This window comes from Pantoea sp. PNA 14-12 (assembly GCF_004364735.1).
Classification (GTDB): domain Bacteria; phylum Pseudomonadota; class Gammaproteobacteria; order Enterobacterales; family Enterobacteriaceae; genus Pantoea; species Pantoea stewartii.
In genome coordinates this window covers 290,012-315,462 of sequence record NZ_SOAJ01000001.1, presented here as the reverse complement: position 1 = coordinate 315,462, position 25,451 = coordinate 290,012, and the positions used below count along the sequence as shown (strand labels likewise).

The following is a 25,451-nucleotide window of genomic DNA, read 5'->3' as shown; positions in this document are numbered from 1 at the left end:
GGCAATACAATTTGGCTACGTAGCTCAGCTGGTTAGAGCACAGCACTCATAATGCTGGGGTCACAGGTTCGATTCCCGTCGTAGCCACCATTTTCTTGGGGTGTCGCCAAGCGGTAAGGCACTGGTTTCTGATACCAGCATTCCGGGGTTCGAATCCCTGCACCCCAGCCATTTTAGACAATTTGATTTGACACCATTGGGGTGTCGCCAAGCGGTAAGGCACTGGTTTCTGATACCAGCATTCCGGGGTTCGAATCCCTGCACCCCAGCCAAATTAAGCAAAAAAGCCCGCAATAGCGGGCTTTTTTGTTTCTGGCTTCCGGCTCATGACCACGCGTCACATCCGTGCGACGCGTGGCTGAGGCTTACAAACCTAACGCATAGCGCAAGACCTGACGTTTCAGCACGCCGGAATGCTCAGCGGCGATCAATCCCAGATTGCGTACCAGCTTTAACGGGCCGACGCGGTTGCTAAACGTAAAATAGAACAGATCCATCCCGCTCTGCATCAGCAGATTATCGTGGCGGCGCTGGCGCTGGTAACGTAACAGCACCCGTTCCGACGACCAGGTTTCAGCGTTGTCACGCGCAGCAATTACTACATCCATTAACGCATCGATGTCACGATATCCCAGATTCACGCCCTGCCCTGCCAGAGGATTAATGGTGTGCGCCGCATCGCCGACCAGCGCCAGCCCCGGCAGGACATAACGCGCGGCATGACGACGCACCAGGGGAAAGCCACCGGCTGCATGCACATGAAAACGGCCCAGTCGGGCCGGAAAGTGATGGGCGATCTCTTTCTCCAGCTGCGCGACAGGCATGGCCTGTAACTGTCGGATACGGGCGGCGGCGTCATACCATACCAGCGAGGCATGATGACCGAACAGCGGCAGGAAAGCGCGTGGACCGTCGGGCGTAAAGTGCTGCCAGGTCGCATCGCCAGCCGGATGCTCGCAGGTGACGCTGATCAGTAAGCAGGACTGTGCGTAACTCCAGCCATGAATCCCAATACCCGCCATCTGTCGCACCTGTGAACTTGCGCCGTCTGCCCCCACCACTAATTTTGCGGTTACGGTCGTGCCATTGCTTAATGACAGCGTCCAGCCCGCATTACAGGGCTGAAGATCCTCCATCGTCGCCGGGCACAGCAAGGTGATCCCTCGCTGCGTCATCTCTTCCCACAGCGCACGTTGCAGCACCGTGTTCTCCACCATATAACCCAGTTCAGGCAAACCCAGCGACTCCGCATCGAAACTGACCTGCGCCGTCTGCCACTCCCAGGTTTCCAGTTTGCGGTAAGGCGCACAGCGCATCGCCTCTACGCGTTGCCAGACGTTCAGTTGTTTCAGGAGCGCCACCGACGAGGAGCCGACAGCGGAAATGCGCACGTCCGGCAGGCTGTCGGGATCGAAAGGTGGCGGGGTTGCCCGCTCAATCACCGCCACCCGGAAGCGGTGCTGCGCTAAACCACAGGCCAGCGCCGCTCCGACCATGCCGCCGCCGACAATCACCACATCAAACTGGTTATCCTGCATCACTTGTATCCCTCTCTTAGGCCGCCACTTTTCAGCGCGGTGGTATTCCTGCAAAGTGTACCGGAAAAATGAGGCACGATCAGAAAAGCCCTCAGGCTGGTCACATCCGCAGCAAAGCATTACAATACGCGCCCAGCACTTCACTGTACTGATTTAATGGCTAGCTCGATGACAAAAAAACTGCATATCAAAACCTGGGGATGTCAGATGAATGAGTACGATTCATCTAAGATGTCTGACCTGCTGAACAGCACGCACGGCTATACCCTGACAGAGGAAGCCGAAGAGGCGGATATTCTGCTGCTCAACACCTGCTCAATCCGCGAGAAAGCGCAGGAGAAGGTTTTCCACCAGTTGGGGCGCTGGAAAAAACTCAAAGAGCGCAACCCGGATTTGATCATCGGTGTTGGCGGCTGCGTCGCGTCGCAGGAAGGGGATCATATTCGCCAGCGTGCGCCTTGCGTGGACATTGTCTTTGGTCCGCAAACCCTGCATCGCCTGCCTGAAATGATTAATACCGTGCGCGGCAGCAAAAGTCCGGTTGTGGACATCAGCTTCCCGGAAATTGAAAAATTCGACCGCCTGCCAGAACCGCGGGCCGAAGGCCCCACCGCGTTTGTCTCCATCATGGAAGGCTGCAACAAATATTGTACGTTCTGCGTGGTGCCTTATACGCGCGGTGAAGAAGTCAGCCGTCCGTCAGACGATATTCTGCTGGAGATCGCGCAGTTGGCTGCGCAGGGCGTACGCGAAGTGAACCTGTTAGGGCAGAACGTGAACGCCTATCGCGGCGAAACCTTTGACGGCGACGTGTGCACCTTTGCTGAACTGCTGCGTCTGGTGGCGGCGATTGACGGCATTGACCGTATTCGCTTCACCACCAGCCATCCGATTGAGTTCACCGATGACATCATTGATGTCTATCGCGATACGCCAGAGCTGGTAAGCTTCCTCCACCTGCCTGTGCAGAGCGGCGCCGACCGAATTCTGACGCTGATGAAGCGTGCGCACACTGCGCTGGAGTACAAGGCTATCATTCGCAAACTGCGCGCTGCACGCCCTGACATTGAGATCAGTTCTGACTTTATCGTGGGTTTCCCGGGTGAAACACAGCAGGACTTTGAGCAAACGATGAAGCTGATTGGTGATATTAACTTTGATATGAGCTACAGCTTTATCTACTCAGCGCGGCCGGGCACACCTGCGGCAGACTTGCCTGACGACGTCAGCGACGAAGAGAAAAAACAGCGTCTGTATATTCTGCAGGATCGCATCAACCAGCAGGCCATGGCGATCAGCCGCCGTATGCTGGGCAGCGTGCAGCGGATTCTGGTAGAAGGCATTTCACGTAAAAACGTGATGGAGCTGACCGGCCGCACCGAAAACAACCGAGTGGTGAATTTCGAAGGTCCGGTAGAGATGATAGGTAAGTTTGTCGACGTTGAAATTGTCGATGTCTATACCAACTCCTTGCGCGGCAAGCTGGTGCGGACTGAAGAGGAAATGGGCTTACGTGTAGTTGAAAGCCCGGCCTCCGTTATCGCCCGTACCCGCAAAGAAAATGATATCGGCGTTGGCGTCTTCCAGCCCTGATCTTCCGTTATGTGCGGCAGCTCACCGTCGGCTGCCGCACATTCTGCTGTTTTGCACTTGGTTTCTGCCGGTGCCGCCCAAATATCACCTCGTAAGCTTGCGCCCCGGCGTGACCGCATAAATAATTTCGTTATGATGCATCCGCTTAACACATCTGATGCACCCGCAATCCCTTTCAACTGGCCCTGAGTGACCCAAAGGATTCGTTTGAATATTGAAACCCGTGAAATCGCCCTTGAACCGGCTGATAACCGCCGTCTGATGAGCCTGTGCGGTCCATTTGATGACAATGTAAAACAGCTGGAGCGTCGTCTTGGCATTGAGATAAACCGCCGGGACAATCAGTTTAAACTGGTTGGTCGGGTGCTGTGCGTGAATGCCGCGGTCGAGATCCTGAAAACACTTTATGTCGATACCGCACCCGTGCGCGGCGAAATTCCGGATATCGAACCCGAGCAGATTCATCTGGCGATCAAAGAAAGCCGGGTGCTGGAACAAACGGCAGAAAGCGTGCCCGACTACGGTAAAGCGGTCAATATCAAGACCAAGCGTGGCGTCATCAAGCCTCGCACCCCAAATCAGGCACAGTATATTGCCAATATCCTCGACCACGACATCACCTTTGGCGTGGGCCCGGCGGGTACCGGTAAAACCTACCTGGCTGTCGCTGCCGCGGTCGATGCGCTCGAACGCCAGGAGATTCGTCGCATCCTGCTCACGCGCCCCGCCGTCGAGGCCGGTGAAAAACTGGGCTTCCTGCCGGGCGATTTGAGCCAGAAAGTGGACCCCTACCTGCGTCCGCTTTACGACGCCCTGTTTGAGATGCTGGGCTTTGAAAAAGTCGAGAAGCTGATGGAACGCAACGTTATCGAAGTCGCGCCGCTGGCCTATATGCGCGGCCGTACGCTGAATGACGCGTTTATCATTCTTGATGAAAGCCAGAACACCACTATCGAGCAGATGAAGATGTTTCTGACCCGTATCGGCTTTAACTCGAAAGCGGTCATCACCGGCGACGTCACGCAGATCGACCTGCCGCGCCACACTAAATCGGGTTTACGTCACGCGATTGAGGTCCTGTCTGAAGTGGAAGAAATCAGCTTTAACTTCTTTCACAGTGAAGACGTTGTGCGTCATCCGGTCGTGGCACGCATCGTGACCGCTTATGAAGCCTGGGAAGAAGCCGATCAGAAACGTCGCGATCAGCAGGCTGAAGAGCGTAAGCGTGAAGCCCTTGCCGCCCAACATAGCGTTCAGGAGAAACCATGAGCGACGTGATTCTCGACCTGCAACTGGCCTGTGAACAAACAGAAAATCTCCCCACGGAAAGCCAGTTTCAGCGCTGGCTGGAAGCTGCGGTGACGCCGTTTCAGCCGGAAAGCGAAGTGACTATTCGTCTGGTGGATGAACAGGAAAGCCATGAGCTTAACCTGACCTATCGTGGTAAAGATAAACCCACCAATGTGTTGTCATTTCCTTTTGAAGCGCCACCCGGTATTGAATTGCCCCTGCTGGGCGATTTGATCATCTGTCGTCAGGTCGTGGAACAGGAAGCGCAGGAACAAGGGAAAAGCGTTGAAGCCCACTGGGCGCACATGGTGGTTCACGGTACGCTGCATCTGTTGGGTTATGATCACATTGAAGACAGCGAAGCCGAAGAGATGGAAGGTCTGGAGACCGAGATAATGCTTGCTCTTGGTTATCCTGATCCGTACATTTCGGAGAAAGAAAACGCCTGAGTTGTGGACTCAGGCCATCCTGCTGCCGGTAACCCGACCGGCAGCATCACTTACTGACCAGAGAGATCTTTAAAAACCGCCATGAGCGACGACCATTCTCAAAACAGCGATGCACCCAGTAGTAAAAAGGGATTTTTTTCCCTACTGCTCAACCAACTGTTTCACGGTGAACCCAAAAACCGTGACGAGCTCCTGAGCCTTATCCGTGATTCCAATCAAAAGGACCTGATTGATCAGGATACCCGCGACATGCTGGAAGGCGTGCTGGATATTGCAGAACAGCGCGTACGCGACATCATGATTCCGCGCTCTCAGATGATCACCCTGAAACGCAACCAGAACCTCGAAGAGTGCCTGGATGTGATCATTGACTCCGCACACTCCCGCTTTCCGGTGATCAGCGAAGACAAGGACCATGTTGAAGGCATCCTGATGGCGAAAGATCTGCTGCCGTTTATGAGCAGCGAATCAGAAGCCTTCAGCGTCGAAAAAGTGCTGCGTCCTGCGGTGGTTGTGCCTGAGAGCAAGCGCGTTGACCGTATGCTGAAAGAGTTTCGTTCCCAGCGCTATCATATGGCGATTGTGATCGATGAGTTTGGTGGCGTGTCCGGACTGGTCACGATTGAAGATATTCTCGAACTGATTGTTGGCGAAATTGAAGACGAATATGACGATGAGGAAGATCGGGATATCCGCCAGCTCAACCGCCAGACCTACACGGTGCGTGCGTTAACCCCCATTGAGGATTTCAATGAGGTGTTCGGCACCCAGTTCAGCGATGACGAAGTGGATACCATTGGTGGACTGGTAATGCAGGGCTTTGGTCATCTGCCGGCGCGCGGTGAAAGCATCGACATTGATGGTTACCAGTTCAAAGTTGCCATGGCCGACAGCCGCCGTATCATTCAGGTCCACGTAAAAATCCCGGAAAATTCGGCGCTACCTCAACTGGATGACGAATAACGCTATGGCATTAGCCTCCTTTTACCAGCAGCAGCGGGTCCGTCTGCTGCTGGCTTTACTGAGCGGCGCCTGTGGCACGCTCGCCTTTTCCCCTTATGATTTCTGGCCTGCCGCCCTGCTTTCGCTGTTCGGCCTGCAACTTCTGACGTTGAACCGCACCAGTCCTCAGGCCAGCGCCATTGGTTTCAGTTGGGGGTTTGGCCTGTTTGGCAGCGGTATTAACTGGGTTTATGTCAGCATTGCCACTTTTGGCGGCATGCCTGGCCCGGTGAACGTTTTTCTGGTGGTCCTGCTGGCGGCTTACCTCGCGATTTATCCGGCGCTGTTTACCGGCATCCTGAACCGGATTTGGCCACGTCCCACACTGTGGCGACTGGCGCTGGCCGCTCCCGCGTTATGGCAGGTGACGGAGTTTTTGCGCGGCTGGATTTTAACCGGCTTTCCGTGGTTGCAGTTTGGCTACAGTCAGATTGATGGCCCGCTAAAGGGGATTGCGCCGCTGGCTGGCGTGGAAAGTATTACCTTCCTGCTGATGGTCATTGCGGGTTTGCTGGTTTATGCGCAGCAGCGACGTCAGGTGAAAAGCCTGGTGGGCGCGCTCGCGGTACTGGCAATATGCTGGCCGTTGCGTTATCTGCACTGGTATCAACCTTTACCCCAGCAGGCGGTCGATGTCGCGCTGGTGCAGGGCGATATTCCCCAGTCGATGAAGTGGGACCCGCAGCAGTTGCTGAACACGCTGCGCATTTATAACGATTTAAGCCAGCCGCTGATGGGAAAAGCCCCCATTATTATCTGGCCGGAGTCGGCAATTACCGATCTGGAAAGTAACCAGCAACCGTTCCTGCGTTCGCTGGATGCCGAACTCCGCGCGCGCGGTAGCGCACTGGTGACCGGTATCGTGGATTCGCGCCTGGAGCAGAATCGTTATCATGATTACAACACGGTTATTGTGCTGGGCGGGCAGAAGCCCTACAACTACTTCAGCACTAACCGCTATCAGAAAAACCATCTGGTGCCGTTTGGTGAGTTTGTTCCCATGGCGGATTTGCTGCGCCCGCTTGCCCCCTTCTTCGATTTGCCGATGTCTGCCTTCAGCCGCGGTGCCTATTTGCAGCCTCAGCTCAATGTGGCGAATTATCACCTTACGACGGCGATTTGCTACGAGATCGTGTTGGGTGAGCAGGTGCGGGCGAACTTCCGTCCGGACACCGACTTTCTGCTGACCGTCTCTAATGATGCCTGGTTTGGTCACTCGATTGGTCCCTGGCAACACTTCCAGATGGCGCGTATGCGCGCACTTGAGCTGGGCAGACCGCTGCTGCGCGGCACCAACAATGGCGTAACCGCCGTGGTGAATGCCAATGGCGATGTGGAAAAGGTTCTGCCGCAGTTCACGCGCGGCGTACTCGTGGATAAGGTAACGCCTACCCGCGGCGAAACGCCATACTCGAAAGCCGGGCTCTGGCCGGTATGGATAGCGACACTGCTGGCCGGGTTACTGGCCTTCATCCGACGTCAGCGCTGACACGCTGTGGTGAAGCGCTGCTTCGCCACAGCCTTTCGCGGTGTCTTAATCCGCACGCTGTTTCCCTTCCCCCTTTTACTGCTTTTGCTTCTGCTTTTGCTTTTGCTTCTGCTTCTGCTTCTGCTTCTGCTTCTGCTTCTGCTTCTTCAGTCAAACCGCCCGTTCACCCCACTGTCATTTTATTCTGGCACGATGATTGCTAAATGTTTCTGTATTCCTGCAATGCGGGGCTTGTTACCCACGATGGCATGGGTGTAATGCACCATTAACGCTCAATCTGCGCACCTTCCGCGTGCATGGACGCGCGATTGCCTTTTTTTGGTGCGAATGCCATCGCAAAAAAGAAACTTTTTTGTTTCATTAGGTTAACAATCCGCTATGTTAGTGAATATTCTTAAGCGCAGACGCGCGAGGGAATAATAAGAAAAGCAGTGCAAAATACACACAACATCACACTCAGTACAGGGTTGATCCTGTGCAATTTCCACACGAAGGAGTTGGAACATGCAATTACGCAAAGTGGCATTATCTCTTTTGCTGTTGAGCGCAGCAGCGGGAGCGGCCCAGGCGGAAGATCTCAGCGGTACCCTGAAAAAAATTAATGACAGTGGCGTCATTGTTATCGGGCATCGCGAATCGTCAGTTCCCTTTTCATATTACGACAACCAACAGAAAGTCGTTGGCTATTCACAGGCTTATTCAAACGCGATTGCTGATGCCATTAAAGCGAAGCTGAATAAACCTGATCTGCAGATCAAAATGATCCCGATTACTTCACAGAACCGTATTCCGCTGCTGCAAAACGGCACCTATGACTACGAATGTGGCTCAACGACCAACAACCTTGAGCGCCAGAAACAGGCGGCCTTTTCCGACACCATTTTTGTTATCGGTACCCGCTTGCTGGTTAAAAAAGGCAGCCCAATTAAGGATTTTGACGATCTGAAAGGCAAGACTGTCGTGGTGACCTCAGGTACGACGTCAGAAGTGCTGCTGCATAAACTGAACGACGAGAAAAAGATGGATATGCGCATCATCAGCGCCAAAGACCATGGTGATTCGTTCCGTACGCTGGAAACCGGTCGTGCCGTGGCCTTTATGATGGATGACGCCCTGCTGGCTGGCGAACGCGCTAAAGCGAAAAAACCGGATGACTGGGTCATTATCGGTACGCCACAGTCTAAAGAAGCTTATGGCTGTATGCTGCGCAAAGACGATCCGCAGTTCAAAAAGCTGGTTGATGACACCATTGCAAAAGCCCAGACCTCCGGCCAGGCAGAAAAATGGTTCGACACCTGGTTTAAACAGCCTATTCCTCCTAAAAACCTGAACATGAACTTTGAATTGTCTGATGACATGAAAGCCCTGTTCAAAACGCCGAATGATAAAGCGCTGAATTAACAACGATAACAAGGGCGGCGCTGTCGCCCTCTCGATTGCTGAAACCGCGGCGTGGACAGACCGCCTGATCGGGTCGTTCCCCTGACTCAGGCGCATTAAGCCGTTCATCAATCTTCAGGGTAGCTCTGCTACCCTTTTTTACCGGAGTTCGTTATGGGTATCGATTGGAACTGGGGCATTTTTCTCGAACAGGCCCCGTTCGGAAATACCACCTATCTCGGCTGGTTGTGGTCCGGTTTTCAGGTGACAATTGCTGTCTCCTGCTGTGCCTGGATTATCGCTTTCTGCGTAGGTTCATTCTTTGGCATTCTGCGTACCGTGCCTAATCGGCTGCTGGCAACGATTGGCACCTGCTATGTGGAATTGTTTCGTAACATCCCCCTGATCGTGCAGTTCTTCTTCTGGTATCTGGTGGCGCCAGAGCTGGTTGGTCAGAAGCTTGGCATGTGGTTTAAGTCGGAGCTGGATCCCAACCTGCAGTTCTTTATCTCGTCGGTGATCTGTCTGGGCCTGTTTACCGCCGCACGCGTCTGCGAGCAGGTGCGCGCGGCGATTCAGTCTTTGCCGCGGGGACAAAAGAATGCCGGGCTGGCAATGGGCCTGACGCTGCCGCAAACCTATCGCTATGTGTTGCTTCCTAATGCTTACCGCGTGATTGTGCCGCCAATGACGTCAGAAATGCTTAACCTGGTTAAAAACTCGGCGATTGCGTCGACGATCGGCCTGGTGGACATGGCTGCGCAGGCGGGCAAGCTGCTGGACTATTCCGCACACGCCTATGAATCGTTTACGGCCATTACGCTGGCCTACATTGCCATCAACCTGGTGATTATGTTTTTGATGAGCCTGGTTGAGCGCAAAGTGCGTCTGCCCGGCAATATGGGAGGCAAGTGATGTACGCGTTTGACTGGAGTTCCATTCCTCCCAGCCTGCCTTACCTGCTTAATGGTCTGGTCATTACCTTTAAAATCACGCTTACGGCGGTGGTCTTCGGCATCCTGTGGGGCACGCTGCTGGCGGTGATGCGTTTGTCGACCTTCAGGCCCATCAGCTGGTTTGCCAAACTGTACGTTAACCTGTTCCGTTCGGTACCGCTGGTTATGGTGCTGCTGTGGTTTTATCTGGTGGTGCCGAGTTTCCTGCAGCAGGTGCTGGGTATTTCCCCTAAAACCGACATTCGTTTGATTTCGGCAATGGTCGCCTTTTCGCTGTTCGAAGCGGCGTATTATTCGGAAATCATTCGCGCCGGCATCATCAGTATTGCGCGTGGGCAATCCAGCGCGGCGCTGGCGCTGGGCATGACGCAGTGGCAGTCCATGCGCCTGGTGATTCTGCCTCAGGCGTTTCGTGCCATGGTTCCGCTGTTACTGACCCAGGGCATCGTCCTGTTCCAGGATACCTCGTTAGTGTATGTGCTGAGCCTGGCGGACTTCTTCCGCACCGCCTCCACCATCGGTGAGCGTGACGGTACCCAGGTTGAGATGGTGTTGTTTGCCGGTCTGGTCTACTTCGTGATCAGCCTGAGCGCGTCACTGTTGGTCAGCTATCTAAAAAGAAAAAGGACGGTTTAAATGATTAGCCTGAAAAACGTTTCTAAGTGGTATGGTCAATTTCAGGTGCTGACCGACTGCTCTACCGAAGTCAAGACCGGTGAAGTGGTTGTGGTATGCGGGCCGTCAGGCTCGGGCAAATCGACCCTGATCAAAACCGTGAATGGCCTGGAACCTGTGCAACAGGGCAGCATTACGGTAAACGGTACTGAAGTAAACAATAAAAAAACCAATCTGGCCAAGCTGCGCAGTAAGGTCGGCATGGTGTTTCAGCACTTCGAACTGTTCCCTCACCTGAGCATTATTGATAACCTGGTGCTGGCGCAGGTCAAAGTCTTAAAGCGCGACAAAACCGCCGCCCGCGAGAAAGGCCTCAAATTGCTGACTCGCGTGGGCCTGTCAGCGCATGCAGATAAATTTCCCGGCCAGCTCTCGGGCGGTCAGCAGCAGCGTGTCGCGATTGCGCGGGCACTCTGTATGGATCCGATTGCCATGCTGTTTGATGAGCCGACCTCCGCACTCGATCCCGAAATGATCAATGAAGTGCTGGACGTTATGGTCGAACTGGCCCAGGAAGGCATGACCATGATGGTCGTGACACATGAAATGGGCTTCGCCCGTAAGGTGGCCAATCGGGTGATCTTTATGGACGAAGGAAAAATTATCGAAGACACCCATAAAGATGACTTCTTTAATAATCCACAGTCTGAGCGGGCAAAGGATTTCCTGGCAAAAATTCTGCACTAAACATCAGGCGGGCACAAAGCCCGCCTGCTTCTTCTACGGCTCAAAAGGCTGACGATAAAACTGATCGTGATTGCATTCGGGGCAACGTGACAGCGTCTCCGGCGTATAAATGGCGCGAGTGAAGTGGCATTTTTCGCAGACCAGATTGCCCAGGCCCACCACCTCACCACTTTGGTACACACCGTGATGTTGCAAATCCTGAAAAACCTCACGCCACTCTAACTGGCTTTTATCCGTAATATCTGCCAGCTCCTTCCAGATGCTTTCCCGAATCACGCGCATAAAAACGGAGTCAGCGACCGGCTCTTCCGCCTCTGCATAGTTACGGCCAAACTCTGCCAGATCGCGACGCACCGACGTCAGCGCCCGATCGATTTCGTCCGGCGTCAGATCGGAGTGCGCTTGTAAATGACGGCGCCGATCGTCGACTAACGTATCCAGATCGCGATCGCCGTGGCGAAGACGTTCGGTTAATACCGCCAGTGAGGCGTGATATTCCTGGGCCACTTTATTCATTTTATTCTCCTTTTTGCGCTCAGTACCTGTACTAAGTTTAGCTACTTTGTCACATTTGCCCGGCTCGCTGGGTAAGGAAGCGTAAAAGAGTGAAAGCAGGGATGCGTTGACGATAAATCGCCCCCGTAAAAGTGGGAAGTGTTGTTGATGTGCGGCCTTATGGGTATGCTATGCGGATCGTAAAGTCAGCAAAGTGTCATCTATTAAGGACCACAGGCAGCCATGCAAGAGCAATACCGCCCGGAAGAGATTGAATCCCGCGTTCAGCAGCAGTGGGATGAAAACGAAACGTTTAAAGTGACTGAGCAGGAAGGCAAAGAGAAGTACTACTGCCTGTCTATGCTGCCCTATCCTTCTGGCCGCCTGCACATGGGCCACGTTCGTAACTACACCATCGGCGACGTCATTGCGCGTTATCAGCGCATGCTCGGCAAAAACGTGCTGCAGCCAATTGGCTGGGACGCCTTCGGTCTGCCTGCGGAAGGCGCGGCGGTCAAAAACAATACCGCGCCGGCGCCCTGGACTTATGACAACATCGCGTACATGAAAAACCAGCTTAAGCTGCTGGGATTTGGCTATGACTGGAGCCGCGAGCTGGCGACCTGTCAACCGGAGTATTACCGCTGGGAACAGTGGTTCTTCACCAAACTGTATGAAAAAGGCCTGGTGTACAAAAAAACCTCGGCGGTGAACTGGTGCCCGAACGATCAGACCGTACTGGCTAACGAGCAGGTTATCGATGGCTGCTGCTGGCGCTGTGACACCAAAGTCGAGCGCAAAGAGATCCCACAGTGGTTCATTAAAATCACTGATTACGCCGAAGAGCTGTTAAACGATCTGGATACGCTGGAAGAGTGGCCTGAGCAGGTCAAAACCATGCAGCGTAACTGGATCGGCCGTTCTGAAGGGGTGGAAATCACCTTTGACGTGGCAGACAGCAGCGAAAAAGTGACGGTTTATACCACGCGTCCGGACACCTTCTACGGCGCGACCTATGTCGCTGTCGCCGCCGGTCATCCGCTGGCGGCACAGGCGGCGGCCAGCAACCCTGCTCTGGCTGATTTTATCGCAGAATGCCGCAACACCAAGGTAGCCGAAGCCGATATGGCCACCATGGAAAAGAAAGGCATGGCGACAGGCCTGTCTGTCGTGCATCCGTTAACGGGTGAACGCCTGCCTGTCTGGGTCGCGAACTTCGTCCTGATGGAATACGGTACGGGTGCGGTCATGGCCGTGCCGGCGCATGACCAGCGTGACTGGGAATTTGCGACCAAATACGATCTGCCGATCAAACCGGTTATCCTCAATCTGGACGGCAGCGAGCCTGACGTCAGCGCCGCCGCGATGACCGACAAAGGTACGCTGTTTAACTCTGCCGAGTGCAGCGGCCTGGATCACAGTGCCGGTTTTAACGCCATTGCAGATGCGCTGGCGGCAAAAGGCGTTGGCGAGCGTAAAGTCAACTATCGCCTGCGCGACTGGGGCGTTTCTCGTCAGCGTTACTGGGGCGCGCCGATTCCGATGGTAACCCTGGAAGATGGCACCGTCATGCCGACACCAGAAGACCAGTTACCGGTGATTCTGCCGGAAGACGTGGTCATGGACGGCATTACCAGTCCGATTAAAGCCGATCCGGACTGGGCAAAAACCACCGTGAACGGTCAGCCTGCGCTGCGCGAAACCGATACCTTTGACACCTTTATGGAATCGTCGTGGTACTACGCGCGTTATACCTGTGCAGACTATAAGGACGGTATGCTGGACCCGGCTGCAGCAAACTACTGGCTGCCGGTAGATCAGTATGTCGGCGGCATCGAACACGCCATCATGCACCTGATGTATTTCCGCTTCTTCCATAAACTGCTGCGTGATGCAGGCCTGGTGAATTCGAATGAGCCAGCCAAACGTCTGCTGTGCCAGGGCATGGTGTTAGCGGATGCGTTCTATTATCTGGGCGTTAACGGCGAACGTAACTGGGTTTCGCCGGTTGACGTGACTGTCGAGCGCGATGAGAAAGGCCGCATTGTTAAAGCCGTAGATACTCAGGGCCGCGAGGTGATTTACGCGGGCATGAGCAAAATGTCCAAGTCGAAAAACAACGGCATCGATCCCCAGCTGATGGTTGAGCGCTATGGTGCCGATACCGTCCGTCTGTTCATGATGTTTGCCTCGCCTGCGGATATGACGCTGGAGTGGCAGGAATCCGGTGTGGAAGGGGCAAATCGCTTCCTGAAACGTGTCTGGAAACTGGTCTACGATCATTCACAGAAAGGTGCAACGGTTGCCCTGGACGTCGCCAGCCTGAATGACGATCAGAAAGCGTTGCGCCGCGACCTGCACAAAACCATTGCCAAAGTGTCGGATGATATTGGTCGTCGCCAGACCTTTAACACCGCGATTGCGGCGGTCATGGAGCTGATGAACAAGCTGGCGCGTGCGCCGCAGGACAGCGAGCAGGATCGTGCGTTGATGCAGGAGGCCTTACTGGCCGTGACGCGTTTGCTGTATCCGTTCACCCCGCATGCCAGCTACGTGCTGTGGCAGACGCTGGGCGGCGAAGGCACTATCGACAATGCGGAATGGCCAGTGGCGGATGACGCCGCAATGGTCGAAGATTCTCTGCTGGTCGTGGTGCAGGTCAACGGTAAAGTGCGGGGTAAAATTACTGTGGCAGCCGAGGCTACACAGGAGCAGGTTCAGGCGCGCGCTGCTGAGGAGCCCCTGGTGGCGAAATACCTTGATGGTGTGAGCATTCGTAAAGTCATTTATGTACCGGGCAAACTGCTTAACCTGGTTGTGGGTTAAGTTCAGGAGGAACTGTGCGACATCCGATTATCAGGTTGTTTGTCATGCTGGCGGCGGTGATCACCGCTGGCTGTGGTTTTCACCCGCGCGGCACCACTCAGGTGCCGACGGAACTGCGAACGCTGGTCTTAGAAACGGGCGATCCTTACGGGCCGCTGACGCGCGTGGTGCGTCAGCAGTTGCGAATCAACAACGTTAACATCGTTGAAGCGACGCAGAAAAACAGCATGGTCGTACCGACCCTGCGTCTGGGCGGGGAATCTCAGGGTCGAAGCACCGCATCCGTCTTCATCAGCGGCACCACCGCTGAATATCAGATGGCGATGGTGGTTACGGCTCAGGTCTTGATTCCCAACAAAGGGATCTACCCTATCAGCACGACCGTTTATCGCTCGTTCTTTGATAACCCGAACGCGGCCCTGGCGAAAGATGCGGAACAGGACATGATCACCCAGGAGATGCGTCAACGTGCAGCCGAACAACTGGTTCGTAAGCTGTTGGCGGTACATGCGGCCCAGATGGACAGCCCGCAGACATCCTCTTCGTCAACGGTGGCAAAACCGGTTCACTCTGCTGCGGGAACGGCCTCTTCCGCGGCGCCCCTGACGCAATGATCAGGATTTATCCGGAACAACTCAGCGCGCAGCTCCGTGAGGGGCTGCGCGCCTGTTATTTATTAACCGGCAATGAACCTCTGTTGTTGCAGGAAAGTGCGGATGCCATTCGCGCCAGCGCCGTGGCGCAGGGCTTTGAAGAACATGTGAGTTTTACCCTGGATGCACAAACAGACTGGGACAGCCTGTTTGTCAGTTGCCAGTCAATGAGCCTGTTTACTCAGCGACAGACGCTTACATTGCAGTTTCCTGAAAATGGTCCCAATGCCGCCATCGCCGAACATCTGATCACGCTCGCCTCGCTGCTTCATGAGGATATTTTGCTGATTTGCCGGATGGCGAAACTCAGCAAAGCGCAGGAAAACAGCGCCTGGTTTAAAGCGCTGTCAGCCCATGCGGTGCTGGTCCCCTGCCAGACGCCGGAGCAGGCGCAACTGCCGCGCTGGGTCACCAGCCGGGCCAAAGCGATGAAGCTCGCGATCGACGATGCGGCGGTCCAGCTACTCTGTTACTGCTACGAAGGTAACCTGCTGGCGCTGGCGCAGGCACTTGAACGTCTGTCTCTTCAGTGGCCCGATGGCAAGCTCACGCTACCGCGCGTTGAAGCCGCAGTCAGTGATGCCGCGCACTTTACGCCTTATCACTTGGTCGACGCGCTACTGGCAGGCAAGAGCCGTCGCGCACTGCATATCCTGCAACAGTTGGAAAGTGAAGACAGCGAAGTGACGATATTGCTGCGGGCGCTGCAGCGCGATCTGATGACTCTGCTGCACCTGCAACGTCATCAGACACAGCAACCTCTGCGTACACTGATGGATCAACAGCGCATCTGGCAAAATCGCCGTCCTCTCTTTACTGAGGCGTTGCAGCGCCTTGATGCAGCGCGCTTACAACAGGCAATCCATCTGTTGACGCAAATCGAAATTACGCTGAAACAGGATTATGGACAATCGGTCTGGCCACAGTTGCAAACGCTGTCGATGCTGATTGCCAACCGTGCTTTTCCCGCGAGTTTTGCCCATGTCTGATTTACACGCTCTGTTTGGCGGCACCTTCGACCCGATCCATTTCGGCCATTTACGCCCGGCAGAAGCGCTGGCGCAGCAAACTGGCCTGGCCCGGGTTACCCTGTTGCCCAACAATGTGCCGCCGCACCGGCCGCAGCCGGAAGCCAGTCCGCAACAGCGCCTGGCGATGCTGCGGTGCGCTATTCGCGATCTGCCGCTTTTTGATATCGATACGCGCGAACTGCAACGGGACACGCCCTCATGGACTGTCGATACGTTAGAAGCCATACGGGCTGAACGTGGCGATCAGCCGTTAGGGTTTATTATCGGTCAGGACTCATTACTGACGCTTGCAAAATGGCATCGCTGGCAGGATTTACTGAGCCTGTGTCATCTGCTGGTGTGCCAGCGACCAGGCTATCCGACTGAGATGGCGACGCCGGACATGCAGGACTGGCTGGACAGACACGTGATCCACGATCCTCAGGAACTGCAGCAGCGTCCGGCTGGCGGCATCTGGCTGGCAGAAACCCCGCGCTATGCCATTTCAGCTACCGAAATTCGCAAGCGTCGTCATCAGCATCTCGCCTGTGACGATTTACTGCCCGCCTCGGTAATCGACTATATCGACCGCGCCGGCTTATATCGCGACTGATATGGGCGTGATATACTACGCCGCTAAATTTTTCGGCTGTATCCCGGGCGTCAGCCAGCCCGCTCTCACCAGTTTTTAAAGGGGAACCTTTTGCAAGGTAAAGCACTCCAAGAGTTCGTTGTTGATAAGATTGATGATTTGAAAGGTCAGAACATCGTCACCCTCGACGTTCAGGGTAAATCAAGCATTACTGATTTCATGATCATCTGCACCGGCACCTCGACGCGCCACGTTACCTCAATCGCTGAACACGTTGAGCAGGAATCCCGCGCCGCCGGCCTGATGCCGCTGGGCGTTGAAGGCAAGACGGCCGCTGACTGGGTTGTGGTCGACCTCGGTGAAGTCATCGTGCATGTGATGCAGGAAGAGAGCCGTCAGTTATATGAACTGGAAAAGCTCTGGGGTTAAGCGGTGAAATTGCAGCTTGTTGCCGTCGGCACCAAAATGCCTGACTGGGTGCAGACCGGTTTTATGGAATACCTGCGTCGTTTTCCCAAAGACATGCCGTTTGAACTGACGGAAGTTCCGGCGGGCAAACGGGGTAAAAATGCCGACATCAAACGCATCCTGGAAAAGGAAGGTGAAGCGATGCTGGCCGCCACAGGTAAAGGCAACCGGATTGTCACGCTGGATATTCCCGGACAGCCCTGGGAAACCCCACAGTTGGCCCAACAGCTGGAACGCTGGAAACAGGATGGCCGCGATGTCAGCCTGCTGATTGGCGGCCCGGAAGGGTTAGCGCCAGCCTGCAAAGCGGCGGCGGAACAGAGCTGGTCGCTTTCGGCCTTAACGTTGCCTCATCCGCTGGTGCGCGTGCTGGTTGCCGAAAGCCTCTATCGCGCATGGAGCATTACGACAAATCATCCTTATCATCGTGAATAACCGATAAGCTCACTCCAGACATTACAAGTAGCGGATGAAATTACAAAGCAACGCCTTTCGCGATTACAGCGCCGAACAAAAAGTCTTTGTCCGCAGGGCTTTTATTGCTTTTGTCGGCGTCTTACTGCTCTCCTCCGTGCTGGTGGTTAATCTCTATCACCTGCAGATTTTACGTTTCGACGATTACAGTACCCGCTCCAACGAAAACCGAATCAAACTGGTGCCGGTCGCGCCCAGCCGCGGCATCATCTATGACCGCACGGGTACGCCGCTGGCCCTGAACCGGACCATTTACCAGGCGGAACTGGTGCCGGAAAAGGTCGATGACCTGAAACAAACCCTGCAAAATCTGCGTCCGGTCCTCGAACTCACCGATGAGGATATCGAGGCGTTTGAAAAAGAGCGTAAACGTTCACGCCGCTTCACGTCGATTCCGGTTAAAACCGGGTTGAATGAGGTGCAGGTGGCGCGCTTTGCGGTAAATCAGTATCGCTTTCCTGGCGTAGAAGTGAAAGGCTACCAGCGCCGCTACTATCCCTATGGCCAGACACTGACTCATGTTGTGGGCTATGTGTCGAAAATTAACGACCGCGACGTAGCCCGTCTGGATAAAGAGGGAAAATGGCCCAACTATGCGGCGACGCATGATATCGGCAAACTCGGTATCGAAGCCTATTACGAAGACCTGCTGCATGGCAAAACCGGCTATGAAGAGGTCGAAGTTAACAACCGTGGCCGGGTCATACGGCAGTTGCACGAGCAGTCGCCCCAGGCCGGTCGTGATATTTATCTGACTATCGATCTCAAACTGCAGCAGTATATCGAGACGCTGCTGGCCGGTAGTCGTGCAGCGGTCGTGGTCAGCGATCCGCGCACCGGTGAGATTCTGGCGATGGTGTCGACCCCCAGCTACGATCCCAACCTGTTCGTTGACGGCATTTCCAGCAAAGACTATCGCGGCTTGCTGAACGATGAAAATCGCCCACTCTATAACCGCGCGATTCAGGCCGCTTATCCGCCTGCTTCTACCGTTAAACCCTATGTTGCCGTCTCCGCCCTGAGTGCGGGGGTGATTAACCGCAATACCAGCCTGTTCGATCCTGGCTGGTGGCAACTCCCCGGCTCCGAGAAACGCTACCGTGACTGGAAAAAATGGGGACATGGTCGCCTGAATGTCACCAAATCGCTGGAAGAGTCCGCTGATACCTTCTTTTATCAGGTTGCCTATGACATGGGCATCGATCGCCTGTCGGAGTGGATGACGAAATTTGGCTATGGCATGCGCACCGGCGTTGACCTGCCTCAGGAAAGCGCTGGCAACATGCCGACGCGTGACTGGAAAATGCGTCGCTTTAAAAAGCCCTGGTATCAAGGCGATACCATTCCAGTCGGCATCGGTCAGGGTTACTGGACAGCGACACCGTTGCAGATGAACAAAGCGATGATGATTCTTATCAACGACGGCATCATCAAAGTGCCGCATTTGCTGCGCGCGACCCGTGAAGGCCGTACGCTGGTGCCTTATCGTCAGCCGCCTTCCCAGCCGATTGGCGATATCCACTCTGGCTACTGGGAAATTGCCAAAGACGGCATGTACGGCGTCGCCAACCGGCCAAACGGCACGGCCCACAAAAGCTTTGCCGATGCGCCTTACAAAATTGCCGCGAAGTCCGGTACCGCACAGGTCTTCGGTCTGAAAGAGAACGAAACGTATAATGCGCATAAAATCGCTGAACGCTTACGTGACCATAAGCTGATGACCGCTTTCGCGCCTTACGATAAACCACGCGTTGCCGTCACCATGATTCTGGAAAACGGCGGGGCCGGTCCGGCAGTGGGCACGGTCATGCGCCAGATTCTGGATCACATTATGTTAGGCGATAACAATACTGTCCTGCCGGATGCTGCGCCTACACCACCTGGCTATGAAGGTGAATAATCATGTCGATGAATGACAGCCCGCAGAAGCGGACGATCTGGATGCGCATGCACATTGATCCGCTGTTTATGCTGATCATCCTTGCGCTACTGACCTACAGCGCCATTGTTATCTGGAGTGCCAGCGGCCAGGATCCCGGCATGATGGAACGTAAACTGGGCCAGATCGCTATGGGATTAGTGGTGATGCTGGTGCTGGCGCAGGTCCCGCCGCGAGTGTATGAAGGCTGGGCACCTTATCTGTATATTATCTGCGTCATTCTGCTGATCGCGGTGGATGCTTTTGGGCAAATCAGTAAAGGCGCACAGCGCTGGCTGGATTTGGGGTTTGTCCGCTTTCAGCCTTCCGAGATCGCCAAAATTGCGGTGCCGTTAATGGTGGCGCGTTTTATTAACCGCGATGTCTGTCCACCTACCCTGAAGAATACCGCAATTGCGCTGGTGCTGATTTTTCTTCCCACACTGCTGGTGGCCGCACAGCCTGACCTCGGCACCTCGATTCTTATCGCCGCGTCCGGGCTGTTTGTGCTGTTTCTGTCGGGCATGAGCTGGAAACTGATTGGCATTGCCGTCCTGCTGGTCGCAGCCTTTATTCCTATCCTGTGGTTCTTCCTGATGCATGATTATCAGCGAGACCGCGTGATGATGCTGCTTGATCCGGAAAGCGACCCATTGGGCGCGGGCTATCACATCATTCAGTCAAAAATCGCCATTGGCTCCGGCGGCTTGCGCGGTAAAGGCTGGCTGCACGGTACTCAGTCACAGCTGGAATTCTTGCCGGAACGTCATACGGACTTTATTTTTGCCGTGCTGGCCGAAGAGCTGGGTCTGGTTGGCGTGTTGTTACTGCTGGTGCTCTACCTGCTGTTAATCATGCGCGGCCTGATCGTCGCCGCCCGGGCACAGACCACCTTTGGGCGCGTCATGGCGGGCGGATTAATGTTGATTTTATTCGTCTATGTTTTCGTTAACATTGGCATGGTTAGTGGTATCTTACCGGTGGTTGGCGTTCCGCTGCCGCTGGTCAGCTATGGCGGCTCGGCGCTTATTGTGCTTATGGCGGGATTTGGCATCGTAATGTCGATCCACACACACCGAAAAATGTTATCTAAAAGTGTTTAAGAGGTCGCAGATGCGTAAGGACTGGCTTGGCGTTGTATTGGCTTCAATGGTGTTGGCTGCATGTTCTACCCAGGAACCGCAACAGCAGAGTGCTCCACCCCAGCCCGCCTACAATGGCCCGGTGGTGGAAATTCCTGGCGTTGAGCCGCGTTATGAGCCGGTCAATCCGTCGACCAGTCAGGACTACAGCGTCAATGGCAAGACTTATCACATCATCAAAAATCCGGCTAACTACAGTGAAGTCGGATTAGCAGCCTGGTATGGCGACGAAGCCCAGGGCAGCCGTACCGCCATCGGCGAGGCTTTTGATCCGGATGCCCTGACCGCCGCGCATCCGACACTGCCGCTGCCAAGTTATGTGCGCGTCACGAATCTGGCCAACGGACGTCAGATTGTCGTGCGCGTTAACGATCGTGGCCCTTACACGCCAGGACGCATTATCGATCTGTCACGTGCGGCCGGCGATCGTCTGAACATCTCCAATAACACCCGCGTCCGCGTGGATTACATCAGCGTCGCGCCAGATGGCACGCTCTCGGGTCCGGGTACTATCGGCACTGTGGTGGCAAAACAGAGTTACGCCCTGCCCGCACGTCCCGATCTGAACGGCCCCGTCATGAGTTCGCCCTCCGTCATGAACGGCGGCGGTCAGACGCAAACGGCACCGGCAATGGAAACGGCACCTGCCGCACAGGACGTGTCGCCCATCAGTAATGCGACGCTGAAAACGGACAATGCCATGGGCGCGCCCGTTCAGAGCAGTGGTTTCTTGGGGGCCCCTCAGCCTTTACCGAGCGGTGTTCTGGAAGGCAGTGAACCAGAGGCGGCCCCCGCCGCTGCCGCTGCCGCCCCGGTGGTTGCCAGCACCGCCGCGCCTCACGCCGCTTCAGCCAGCCAGAGCAGCAGCGCTGCGCTGTCCGGCTATGTCGTCCAGGTCAGCGCTATCAATGATGCAGCACGTGCGCGCCAGCTGCTCAGCAGTCTGCGCCAGCGCTTCGGCGTACCCGGCGCAGTGGAAAACGCGGGGAACAACGTCTATCGCGTACAGCTCGGCGGTTACAAAACCCGTGCTGAAGCTGTGGCGTTACAGCAGCGCCTGAGCCGTGAGGGCCAGAGCGCGGCTTTTGTGACCACCGCAGGTCGTTAAACAACAGCTTTACTCATGACTGGTAACGTCTGTTAACAACCCAGTTATCAAGCCGGATGCCTGTTAATCAGGCATTTGTTATGATGAATGACTTTTTTTAACCCTAAACCCATGGATGTTGTCGTCCCACACATGAACACGCTGAAACCTTCTCGTTTGTTAAAACGCCTGACAGTGGGATCACTGATCGCTTTCTCTCTCAGCCATGCCGCCATTGCTGATGATGTCAATCTTAAGACCATGATTCCGGGCGTTCCGGATATTGATGCGGAAGCCTACGTTCTAATCGACTACAACTCAGGCAAAGTGCTGGCTGAAAAGAACGCCGATGCACGCCGCGATCCTGCCAGTCTGACAAAGATGATGACCAGCTACGTGATCGGTCAGGCAGTGAAAGCCGGGAAAATTCATCAGGACGACATGGTGACTGTTGGTCAGGATGCCTGGGCAACGGGCAATCCGGTCTTTAAAGGATCATCACTGATGTTCCTGAAACCCGGCGATCGCGTACCGGTTTCTCAGTTAACGCGCGGTATCGTCCTGCAGTCTGGTAATGATGCCTGCGTCGCGATGGCGGACTATGTTGCCGGCAGCCAGGATGCTTTCGTAGGGCTGATGAACAACTACGTGAAAGCGCTGGGTCTGCAGAACACGCACTTCCAGACCGTCCATGGCCTGGACGCCGAAGGCCAATACAGCTCCGCCCGTGATATGGCGTTGATTGGTCAGGCGCTTATCCGCGATGTGCCGGAAGAGTATGCGGTTTACAAAGAAAAAGAGTTTACCTTCAACAACATTCGCCAGATGAACCGTAATGGTCTGCTGTGGGATACCAGTCTGTCAGTTGACGGGATCAAAACCGGCCACACCGCAGCGGCGGGCTATAACCTGGTTGCCTCTGCGACAGAAGGTCAGATGCGCCTGATTTCCGCCGTAATGGGTGGACATACCTTTAAGGGCCGTGAAACCGAAAGCAAAAAGCTGCTGACCTGGGGCTTCCGCTTCTTTGAAACGGTTGCACCGTTGAAAGCCGGCAAAGAGTTTGCCTCTGAGCCCGTGTGGTTTGGTAACAGCGATCGCGTACAGCTGGGCGTGGAAAAAGATGCGTATCTGACCATTCCTCGTGGCCGTATGAAAGACCTGAAAGCCAGCTATGTGCTGAGCAATACTGAACTGCATGCGCCGTTGAAGAAAAATCAGGTTGTGGGCAGCATCAACTTCCAGTTAGATGGCAAAACCATCGATCAACGCCCTCTGGTGGTGCTGAACGAAGTCTCTGAAGGCGGCTTCTTTAGCCGTATCGTTGACTACATCAAACTGATGTTCCATCACTGGTTTGGTTAAAGGTGCATGGCGGCGGTTGAAAAACCGCCACCTCGCCCCCATTACAGGTTAATATGATGCTCCCGCTTCGGCGGGAGCCTGTTTTTTAAGTACCGGAGTGATTATGAAAACCAAACTGAATGAACTGCTCGAATTCCCGACCCCGTTTACCTATAAAGTGATGGGGCTGGCACAACCGGAGCTGGTTGATTTGGTGCTTGAAGTGGTGCAGCGCCATGCTCCCGGCGATTACAGCCCTGAGGTGAAACCGAGCAGCAAGGGTAATTATCACTCGGTCAACGTCACCATTAATGCGACACATATCGAACAGGTTGAAACCCTGTATGAAGAACTGGGCAAAATTGAAATCGTGCGCATGGTGTTGTAACACTGTCAGTCATACTACCAACGGGCCATGTCGGTGCTACCGGCTGGCCCGTTTTTGTTTGCTGACCGCGCCGGTGCGGCGGAAAACGTCTCAGCCTTCCTTTTACGCTCATCATTTCACTTCCGCGCGGCCGGCGTTATACTCAGCCTCTGCCCTCTTAACGGATATTCGTTTTGTCAGCTGAAACGCTCCTTATTCGCCAGCCTGGTTTATGTGACTGGCAGTTAACCTCAGACGCGATGCATCGCTACACCGACCAGCGCGACGCCGAAAGCCGTGATGAAGTCTGGCTGGTTGAACACCCGCCGGTCTTTACCCAGGGCCAGGCAGGCAAAGCCGAGCACCTGTTGATGCCCGGCTCGATTCCGGTGGTACAGAGCGATCGCGGCGGCCAGGTGACCTATCACGGTCCGGGCCAGCAGATCATGTATGTGCTGATCGATGTTAAACGTCGCAAAACCGGCGTGCGTCAGCTTGTCACCGAGTTAGAAGAAACGGTGATCGCCGTACTGGACAGCTTTGGTGTGGCGGCTCGGGCGCGCGCCGATGCACCCGGCGTTTATGTCGGAGAAGAAAAAATCTGCTCGCTGGGCCTGCGCATTCGCAAAGGATGCTCGTTTCATGGGCTGGCTCTCAATGTCGATATGGATCTCAGCCCGTTTTTGCGTATCAACCCCTGCGGTTACGCGGGCATGCACATGACGCAGTTAAAACATTTTTGCCCGGAGGTCACGCTGGCGGATGTCCGCCCACGGCTTGCCGAGACCTTCGCCCGCCAGTTAGGTTATCAGCAGGTGGAATGGCATGAGGCGGAACCGGCCTTACCTTGACGGTGCGTGCGTATTTACAAATATGTAACTTATCACGCACGTCTGTGGCTGCTTCCTGGCCGCTGAGATGATATAATTTTTGCACTTTTTTCAAATAAAGTTGAAAGCCGCCTTCTCGGGTTGAGTGAGACAGCTTTCAAATCGCAATCCGACCGGAACCTGCTGATTTATGAGTAAACCAATTCAGATGGAACGCGGCGTCAAATACCGTGACGCAGACAAAATGGCGCTGATCCCGGTGAAAACCGTGGCCGTTGACCGGCAAGAAATCTTACGCAAGCCGGAGTGGATGAAAATCAAACTGCCTGCGGACTCCAGTCGTATTCAGGGCATTAAAGCGGCGATGCGTAAAAACGGTCTGCACTCTGTTTGTGAAGAAGCCTCCTGCCCTAACCTTGCCGAATGCTTTAACCACGGTACCGCCACCTTTATGATTCTGGGTGCAATTTGTACCCGCCGTTGCCCGTTCTGCGATGTGGCACACGGTCGCCCCAACGCGCCCGACGCGAATGAACCCGGTAAGCTGGCACAGACCATTGCCGACATGGCATTGCGCTATGTGGTAATCACCTCCGTGGACCGCGACGATCTGCGCGACGGCGGTGCTCAGCATTTTGCGGACTGTATTACCGCCATCCGCGAAAAAAGCCCTAATATCAAGATCGAAACGCTGGTACCCGACTTCCGTGGTCGCATGGATCGTGCGCTCGAGATTCTGACTGCCACCCCACCGGATGTGTTTAACCACAACCTTGAGAACGTGCCGCGTGTATACCGTCAGGTGCGTCCGGGTGCCAACTATGAATGGTCGCTGAAGCTGCTGGAGCGTTTTAAAGAGGCGCATCCTGATGTACCGACGAAATCCGGTTTAATGGTTGGTCTGGGTGAAACCAATGCTGAAATCATTGAGGTCATGCGCGATCTGCGTCGTCACGGTGTGACAATGCTTACTCTGGGACAGTACTTGCAGCCCAGCCGTCACCATTTACCTGTTCAGCGTTATGTCAGCCCGGCGGAGTTCGATGAAATGAAAGAAGAAGCGCTGGCGATGGGCTTTACCCACGCGGCCTGTGGACCCTTTGTGCGTTCTTCTTATCACGCGGATATGCAGGCAAAAGGGCTGGAAGTGAAATAAGCATTTGCCGTTGTGTCAGGTGCAGAAAAA

24 protein-coding genes and 3 tRNA genes are annotated in these 25,451 nt (G+C 54.8%); 25 read left to right on the top strand and 2 right to left on the bottom strand.

What is annotated here, in order from left to right; translation table 11 throughout:
- The first annotated feature begins 13 nt into the window (after nucleotides 1–13).
- From C7434_RS01580 to C7434_RS01570, 3 genes are all read left to right on the top strand, one after another.
- Nucleotides 14–90 (top strand) — tRNA-Met (locus C7434_RS01580).
- 6 nt (nucleotides 91–96) lie between these two features.
- Nucleotides 97–171: transfer RNA gene (locus C7434_RS01575), tRNA-Gln, on the top strand.
- A 26-nt stretch (nucleotides 172–197) separates the two neighbouring features.
- Nucleotides 198–272 (top strand) — tRNA-Gln (locus C7434_RS01570).
- Nucleotides 273–365: 93 nt separating this feature from the next.
- Here C7434_RS01570 and ubiF read toward each other — a convergent pair.
- The gene (gene ubiF / locus C7434_RS01565; RefSeq protein ID WP_033739303.1) at nucleotides 366–1,538 is read right to left on the bottom strand and encodes a 3-demethoxyubiquinol 3-hydroxylase; all 1,173 of its coding nucleotides are present in this window, start codon (nucleotides 1,536–1,538) and stop codon (nucleotides 366–368) included.
- 168 nt (nucleotides 1,539–1,706) lie between these two features.
- Here ubiF and miaB point away from each other — a divergent pair, with 168 nt between their 5' ends.
- From miaB to C7434_RS01520, 9 genes are all read left to right on the top strand, one after another.
- The gene (gene miaB, locus C7434_RS01560; RefSeq protein WP_033739300.1) at nucleotides 1,707–3,131 is read left to right on the top strand and encodes a tRNA (N6-isopentenyl adenosine(37)-C2)-methylthiotransferase MiaB; all 1,425 of its coding nucleotides are present in this window, start codon (nucleotides 1,707–1,709) and stop codon (nucleotides 3,129–3,131) included.
- 207 nt (nucleotides 3,132–3,338) lie between these two features.
- Nucleotides 3,339–4,400 carry a PhoH family protein gene (locus tag C7434_RS01555; RefSeq protein WP_033739297.1) on the top strand — a complete coding sequence of 354 codons (1,062 nt, stop codon included), beginning with the start codon at nucleotides 3,339–3,341 and terminating at the stop codon, nucleotides 4,398–4,400.
- Nucleotides 4,397–4,870 (top strand): rRNA maturation RNase YbeY, encoded by a 474-nt coding sequence (gene ybeY / locus C7434_RS01550; RefSeq protein WP_033739295.1) that lies wholly within the window; start codon nucleotides 4,397–4,399, stop codon nucleotides 4,868–4,870. The genes C7434_RS01555 and ybeY overlap by 4 nt, the downstream gene beginning before the upstream one ends.
- Before the next feature lie 81 nt (nucleotides 4,871–4,951).
- Nucleotides 4,952–5,833, top strand: coding sequence for a CNNM family magnesium/cobalt transport protein CorC (gene corC, locus C7434_RS01545; protein ID WP_033739293.1), 882 nt, complete (start codon nucleotides 4,952–4,954; stop codon nucleotides 5,831–5,833).
- A 4-nt stretch (nucleotides 5,834–5,837) separates the two neighbouring features.
- The gene (lnt, locus tag C7434_RS01540) at nucleotides 5,838–7,361 is read left to right on the top strand and encodes an apolipoprotein N-acyltransferase (RefSeq protein WP_033739357.1); all 1,524 of its coding nucleotides are present in this window, start codon (nucleotides 5,838–5,840) and stop codon (nucleotides 7,359–7,361) included.
- Nucleotides 7,362–7,865: 504 nt separating this feature from the next.
- Nucleotides 7,866–8,762 carry an amino acid ABC transporter substrate-binding protein gene (locus tag C7434_RS01535; RefSeq protein WP_033739290.1) on the top strand — a complete coding sequence of 299 codons (897 nt, stop codon included), beginning with the start codon at nucleotides 7,866–7,868 and terminating at the stop codon, nucleotides 8,760–8,762.
- Nucleotides 8,763–8,915: 153 nt separating this feature from the next.
- A complete protein-coding gene (locus C7434_RS01530; protein ID WP_006118418.1) occupies nucleotides 8,916–9,656 on the top strand; it encodes an amino acid ABC transporter permease in 741 nt (246 codons plus the stop codon).
- Complete coding sequence (gltK, locus tag C7434_RS01525) at nucleotides 9,656–10,333, top strand: glutamate/aspartate ABC transporter permease GltK (protein WP_006118417.1); 678 nt, start codon at nucleotides 9,656–9,658, stop codon at nucleotides 10,331–10,333. Before C7434_RS01530 ends, gltK begins: the two co-directional genes overlap by 1 nt.
- The gene (locus C7434_RS01520) at nucleotides 10,334–11,059 is read left to right on the top strand and encodes an amino acid ABC transporter ATP-binding protein (protein WP_039342886.1); all 726 of its coding nucleotides are present in this window, start codon (nucleotides 10,334–10,336) and stop codon (nucleotides 11,057–11,059) included. It abuts the gene before it with no gap.
- 33 nt (nucleotides 11,060–11,092) lie between these two features.
- Here C7434_RS01520 and C7434_RS01515 read toward each other — a convergent pair whose 3' ends face one another.
- On the bottom strand, nucleotides 11,093–11,575 hold the full coding sequence (locus tag C7434_RS01515; RefSeq protein ID WP_006118415.1) for a zinc ribbon-containing protein: 483 nt from the start codon (nucleotides 11,573–11,575) through the stop codon (nucleotides 11,093–11,095).
- 222 nt (nucleotides 11,576–11,797) lie between these two features.
- Between C7434_RS01515 and leuS the strand changes: the two genes are divergently transcribed.
- The 13 genes from leuS to lipA all read left to right on the top strand — a co-directional run bounded on the left by leuS (nucleotide 11,798) and on the right by lipA (nucleotide 25,421).
- The gene (gene leuS, locus C7434_RS01510) at nucleotides 11,798–14,380 is read left to right on the top strand and encodes a leucine--tRNA ligase (RefSeq protein WP_039342889.1); all 2,583 of its coding nucleotides are present in this window, start codon (nucleotides 11,798–11,800) and stop codon (nucleotides 14,378–14,380) included.
- 14 nt (nucleotides 14,381–14,394) lie between these two features.
- Nucleotides 14,395–14,994 carry an LPS assembly lipoprotein LptE gene (gene lptE / locus C7434_RS01505; RefSeq protein ID WP_006118413.1) on the top strand — a complete coding sequence of 200 codons (600 nt, stop codon included), beginning with the start codon at nucleotides 14,395–14,397 and terminating at the stop codon, nucleotides 14,992–14,994.
- On the top strand, nucleotides 14,991–16,022 hold the full coding sequence (gene holA, locus C7434_RS01500; RefSeq protein WP_133745078.1) for a DNA polymerase III subunit delta: 1,032 nt from the start codon (nucleotides 14,991–14,993) through the stop codon (nucleotides 16,020–16,022). The genes lptE and holA overlap by 4 nt, the downstream gene beginning before the upstream one ends.
- Nucleotides 16,015–16,656 (top strand): nicotinate-nucleotide adenylyltransferase, encoded by a 642-nt coding sequence (nadD, locus tag C7434_RS01495; RefSeq protein ID WP_006118411.1) that lies wholly within the window; start codon nucleotides 16,015–16,017, stop codon nucleotides 16,654–16,656. Before holA ends, nadD begins: the two co-directional genes overlap by 8 nt.
- A gap of 90 nt (nucleotides 16,657–16,746) precedes the next feature.
- A complete protein-coding gene (gene rsfS, locus C7434_RS01490; protein ID WP_006118410.1) occupies nucleotides 16,747–17,064 on the top strand; it encodes a ribosome silencing factor in 318 nt (105 codons plus the stop codon).
- A 3-nt stretch (nucleotides 17,065–17,067) separates the two neighbouring features.
- On the top strand, nucleotides 17,068–17,538 hold the full coding sequence (gene rlmH / locus C7434_RS01485; protein ID WP_006118409.1) for a 23S rRNA (pseudouridine(1915)-N(3))-methyltransferase RlmH: 471 nt from the start codon (nucleotides 17,068–17,070) through the stop codon (nucleotides 17,536–17,538).
- Nucleotides 17,539–17,572: 34 nt separating this feature from the next.
- Nucleotides 17,573–19,477, top strand: a complete 1,905-nt coding sequence (gene mrdA, locus C7434_RS01480) for a peptidoglycan DD-transpeptidase MrdA (protein WP_033737455.1) — start codon at nucleotides 17,573–17,575, stop codon at nucleotides 19,475–19,477.
- 8 nt (nucleotides 19,478–19,485) lie between these two features.
- Nucleotides 19,486–20,598, top strand: a complete 1,113-nt coding sequence (gene mrdB, locus C7434_RS01475; protein WP_006118407.1) for a peptidoglycan glycosyltransferase MrdB — start codon at nucleotides 19,486–19,488, stop codon at nucleotides 20,596–20,598.
- 10 nt (nucleotides 20,599–20,608) lie between these two features.
- Nucleotides 20,609–21,745, top strand: coding sequence for an endolytic peptidoglycan transglycosylase RlpA (gene rlpA, locus C7434_RS01470; RefSeq protein WP_133745077.1), 1,137 nt, complete (start codon nucleotides 20,609–20,611; stop codon nucleotides 21,743–21,745).
- A 132-nt stretch (nucleotides 21,746–21,877) separates the two neighbouring features.
- Entirely contained in the window at nucleotides 21,878–23,089 is a 1,212-nt protein-coding gene (dacA, locus tag C7434_RS01465) for a D-alanyl-D-alanine carboxypeptidase DacA (protein WP_006118405.1), read from the top strand.
- Nucleotides 23,090–23,192: 103 nt separating this feature from the next.
- A complete protein-coding gene (gene ybeD / locus C7434_RS01460) occupies nucleotides 23,193–23,456 on the top strand; it encodes a DUF493 family protein YbeD (protein WP_006118404.1) in 264 nt (87 codons plus the stop codon).
- A gap of 173 nt (nucleotides 23,457–23,629) precedes the next feature.
- A complete protein-coding gene (gene lipB / locus C7434_RS01455; RefSeq protein ID WP_133745076.1) occupies nucleotides 23,630–24,286 on the top strand; it encodes a lipoyl(octanoyl) transferase LipB in 657 nt (218 codons plus the stop codon).
- Nucleotides 24,287–24,455: 169 nt separating this feature from the next.
- Nucleotides 24,456–25,421 (top strand): lipoyl synthase, encoded by a 966-nt coding sequence (gene lipA / locus C7434_RS01450; RefSeq protein ID WP_006118402.1) that lies wholly within the window; start codon nucleotides 24,456–24,458, stop codon nucleotides 25,419–25,421.
- Nucleotides 25,422–25,451: the final 30 nt, after the last annotated feature.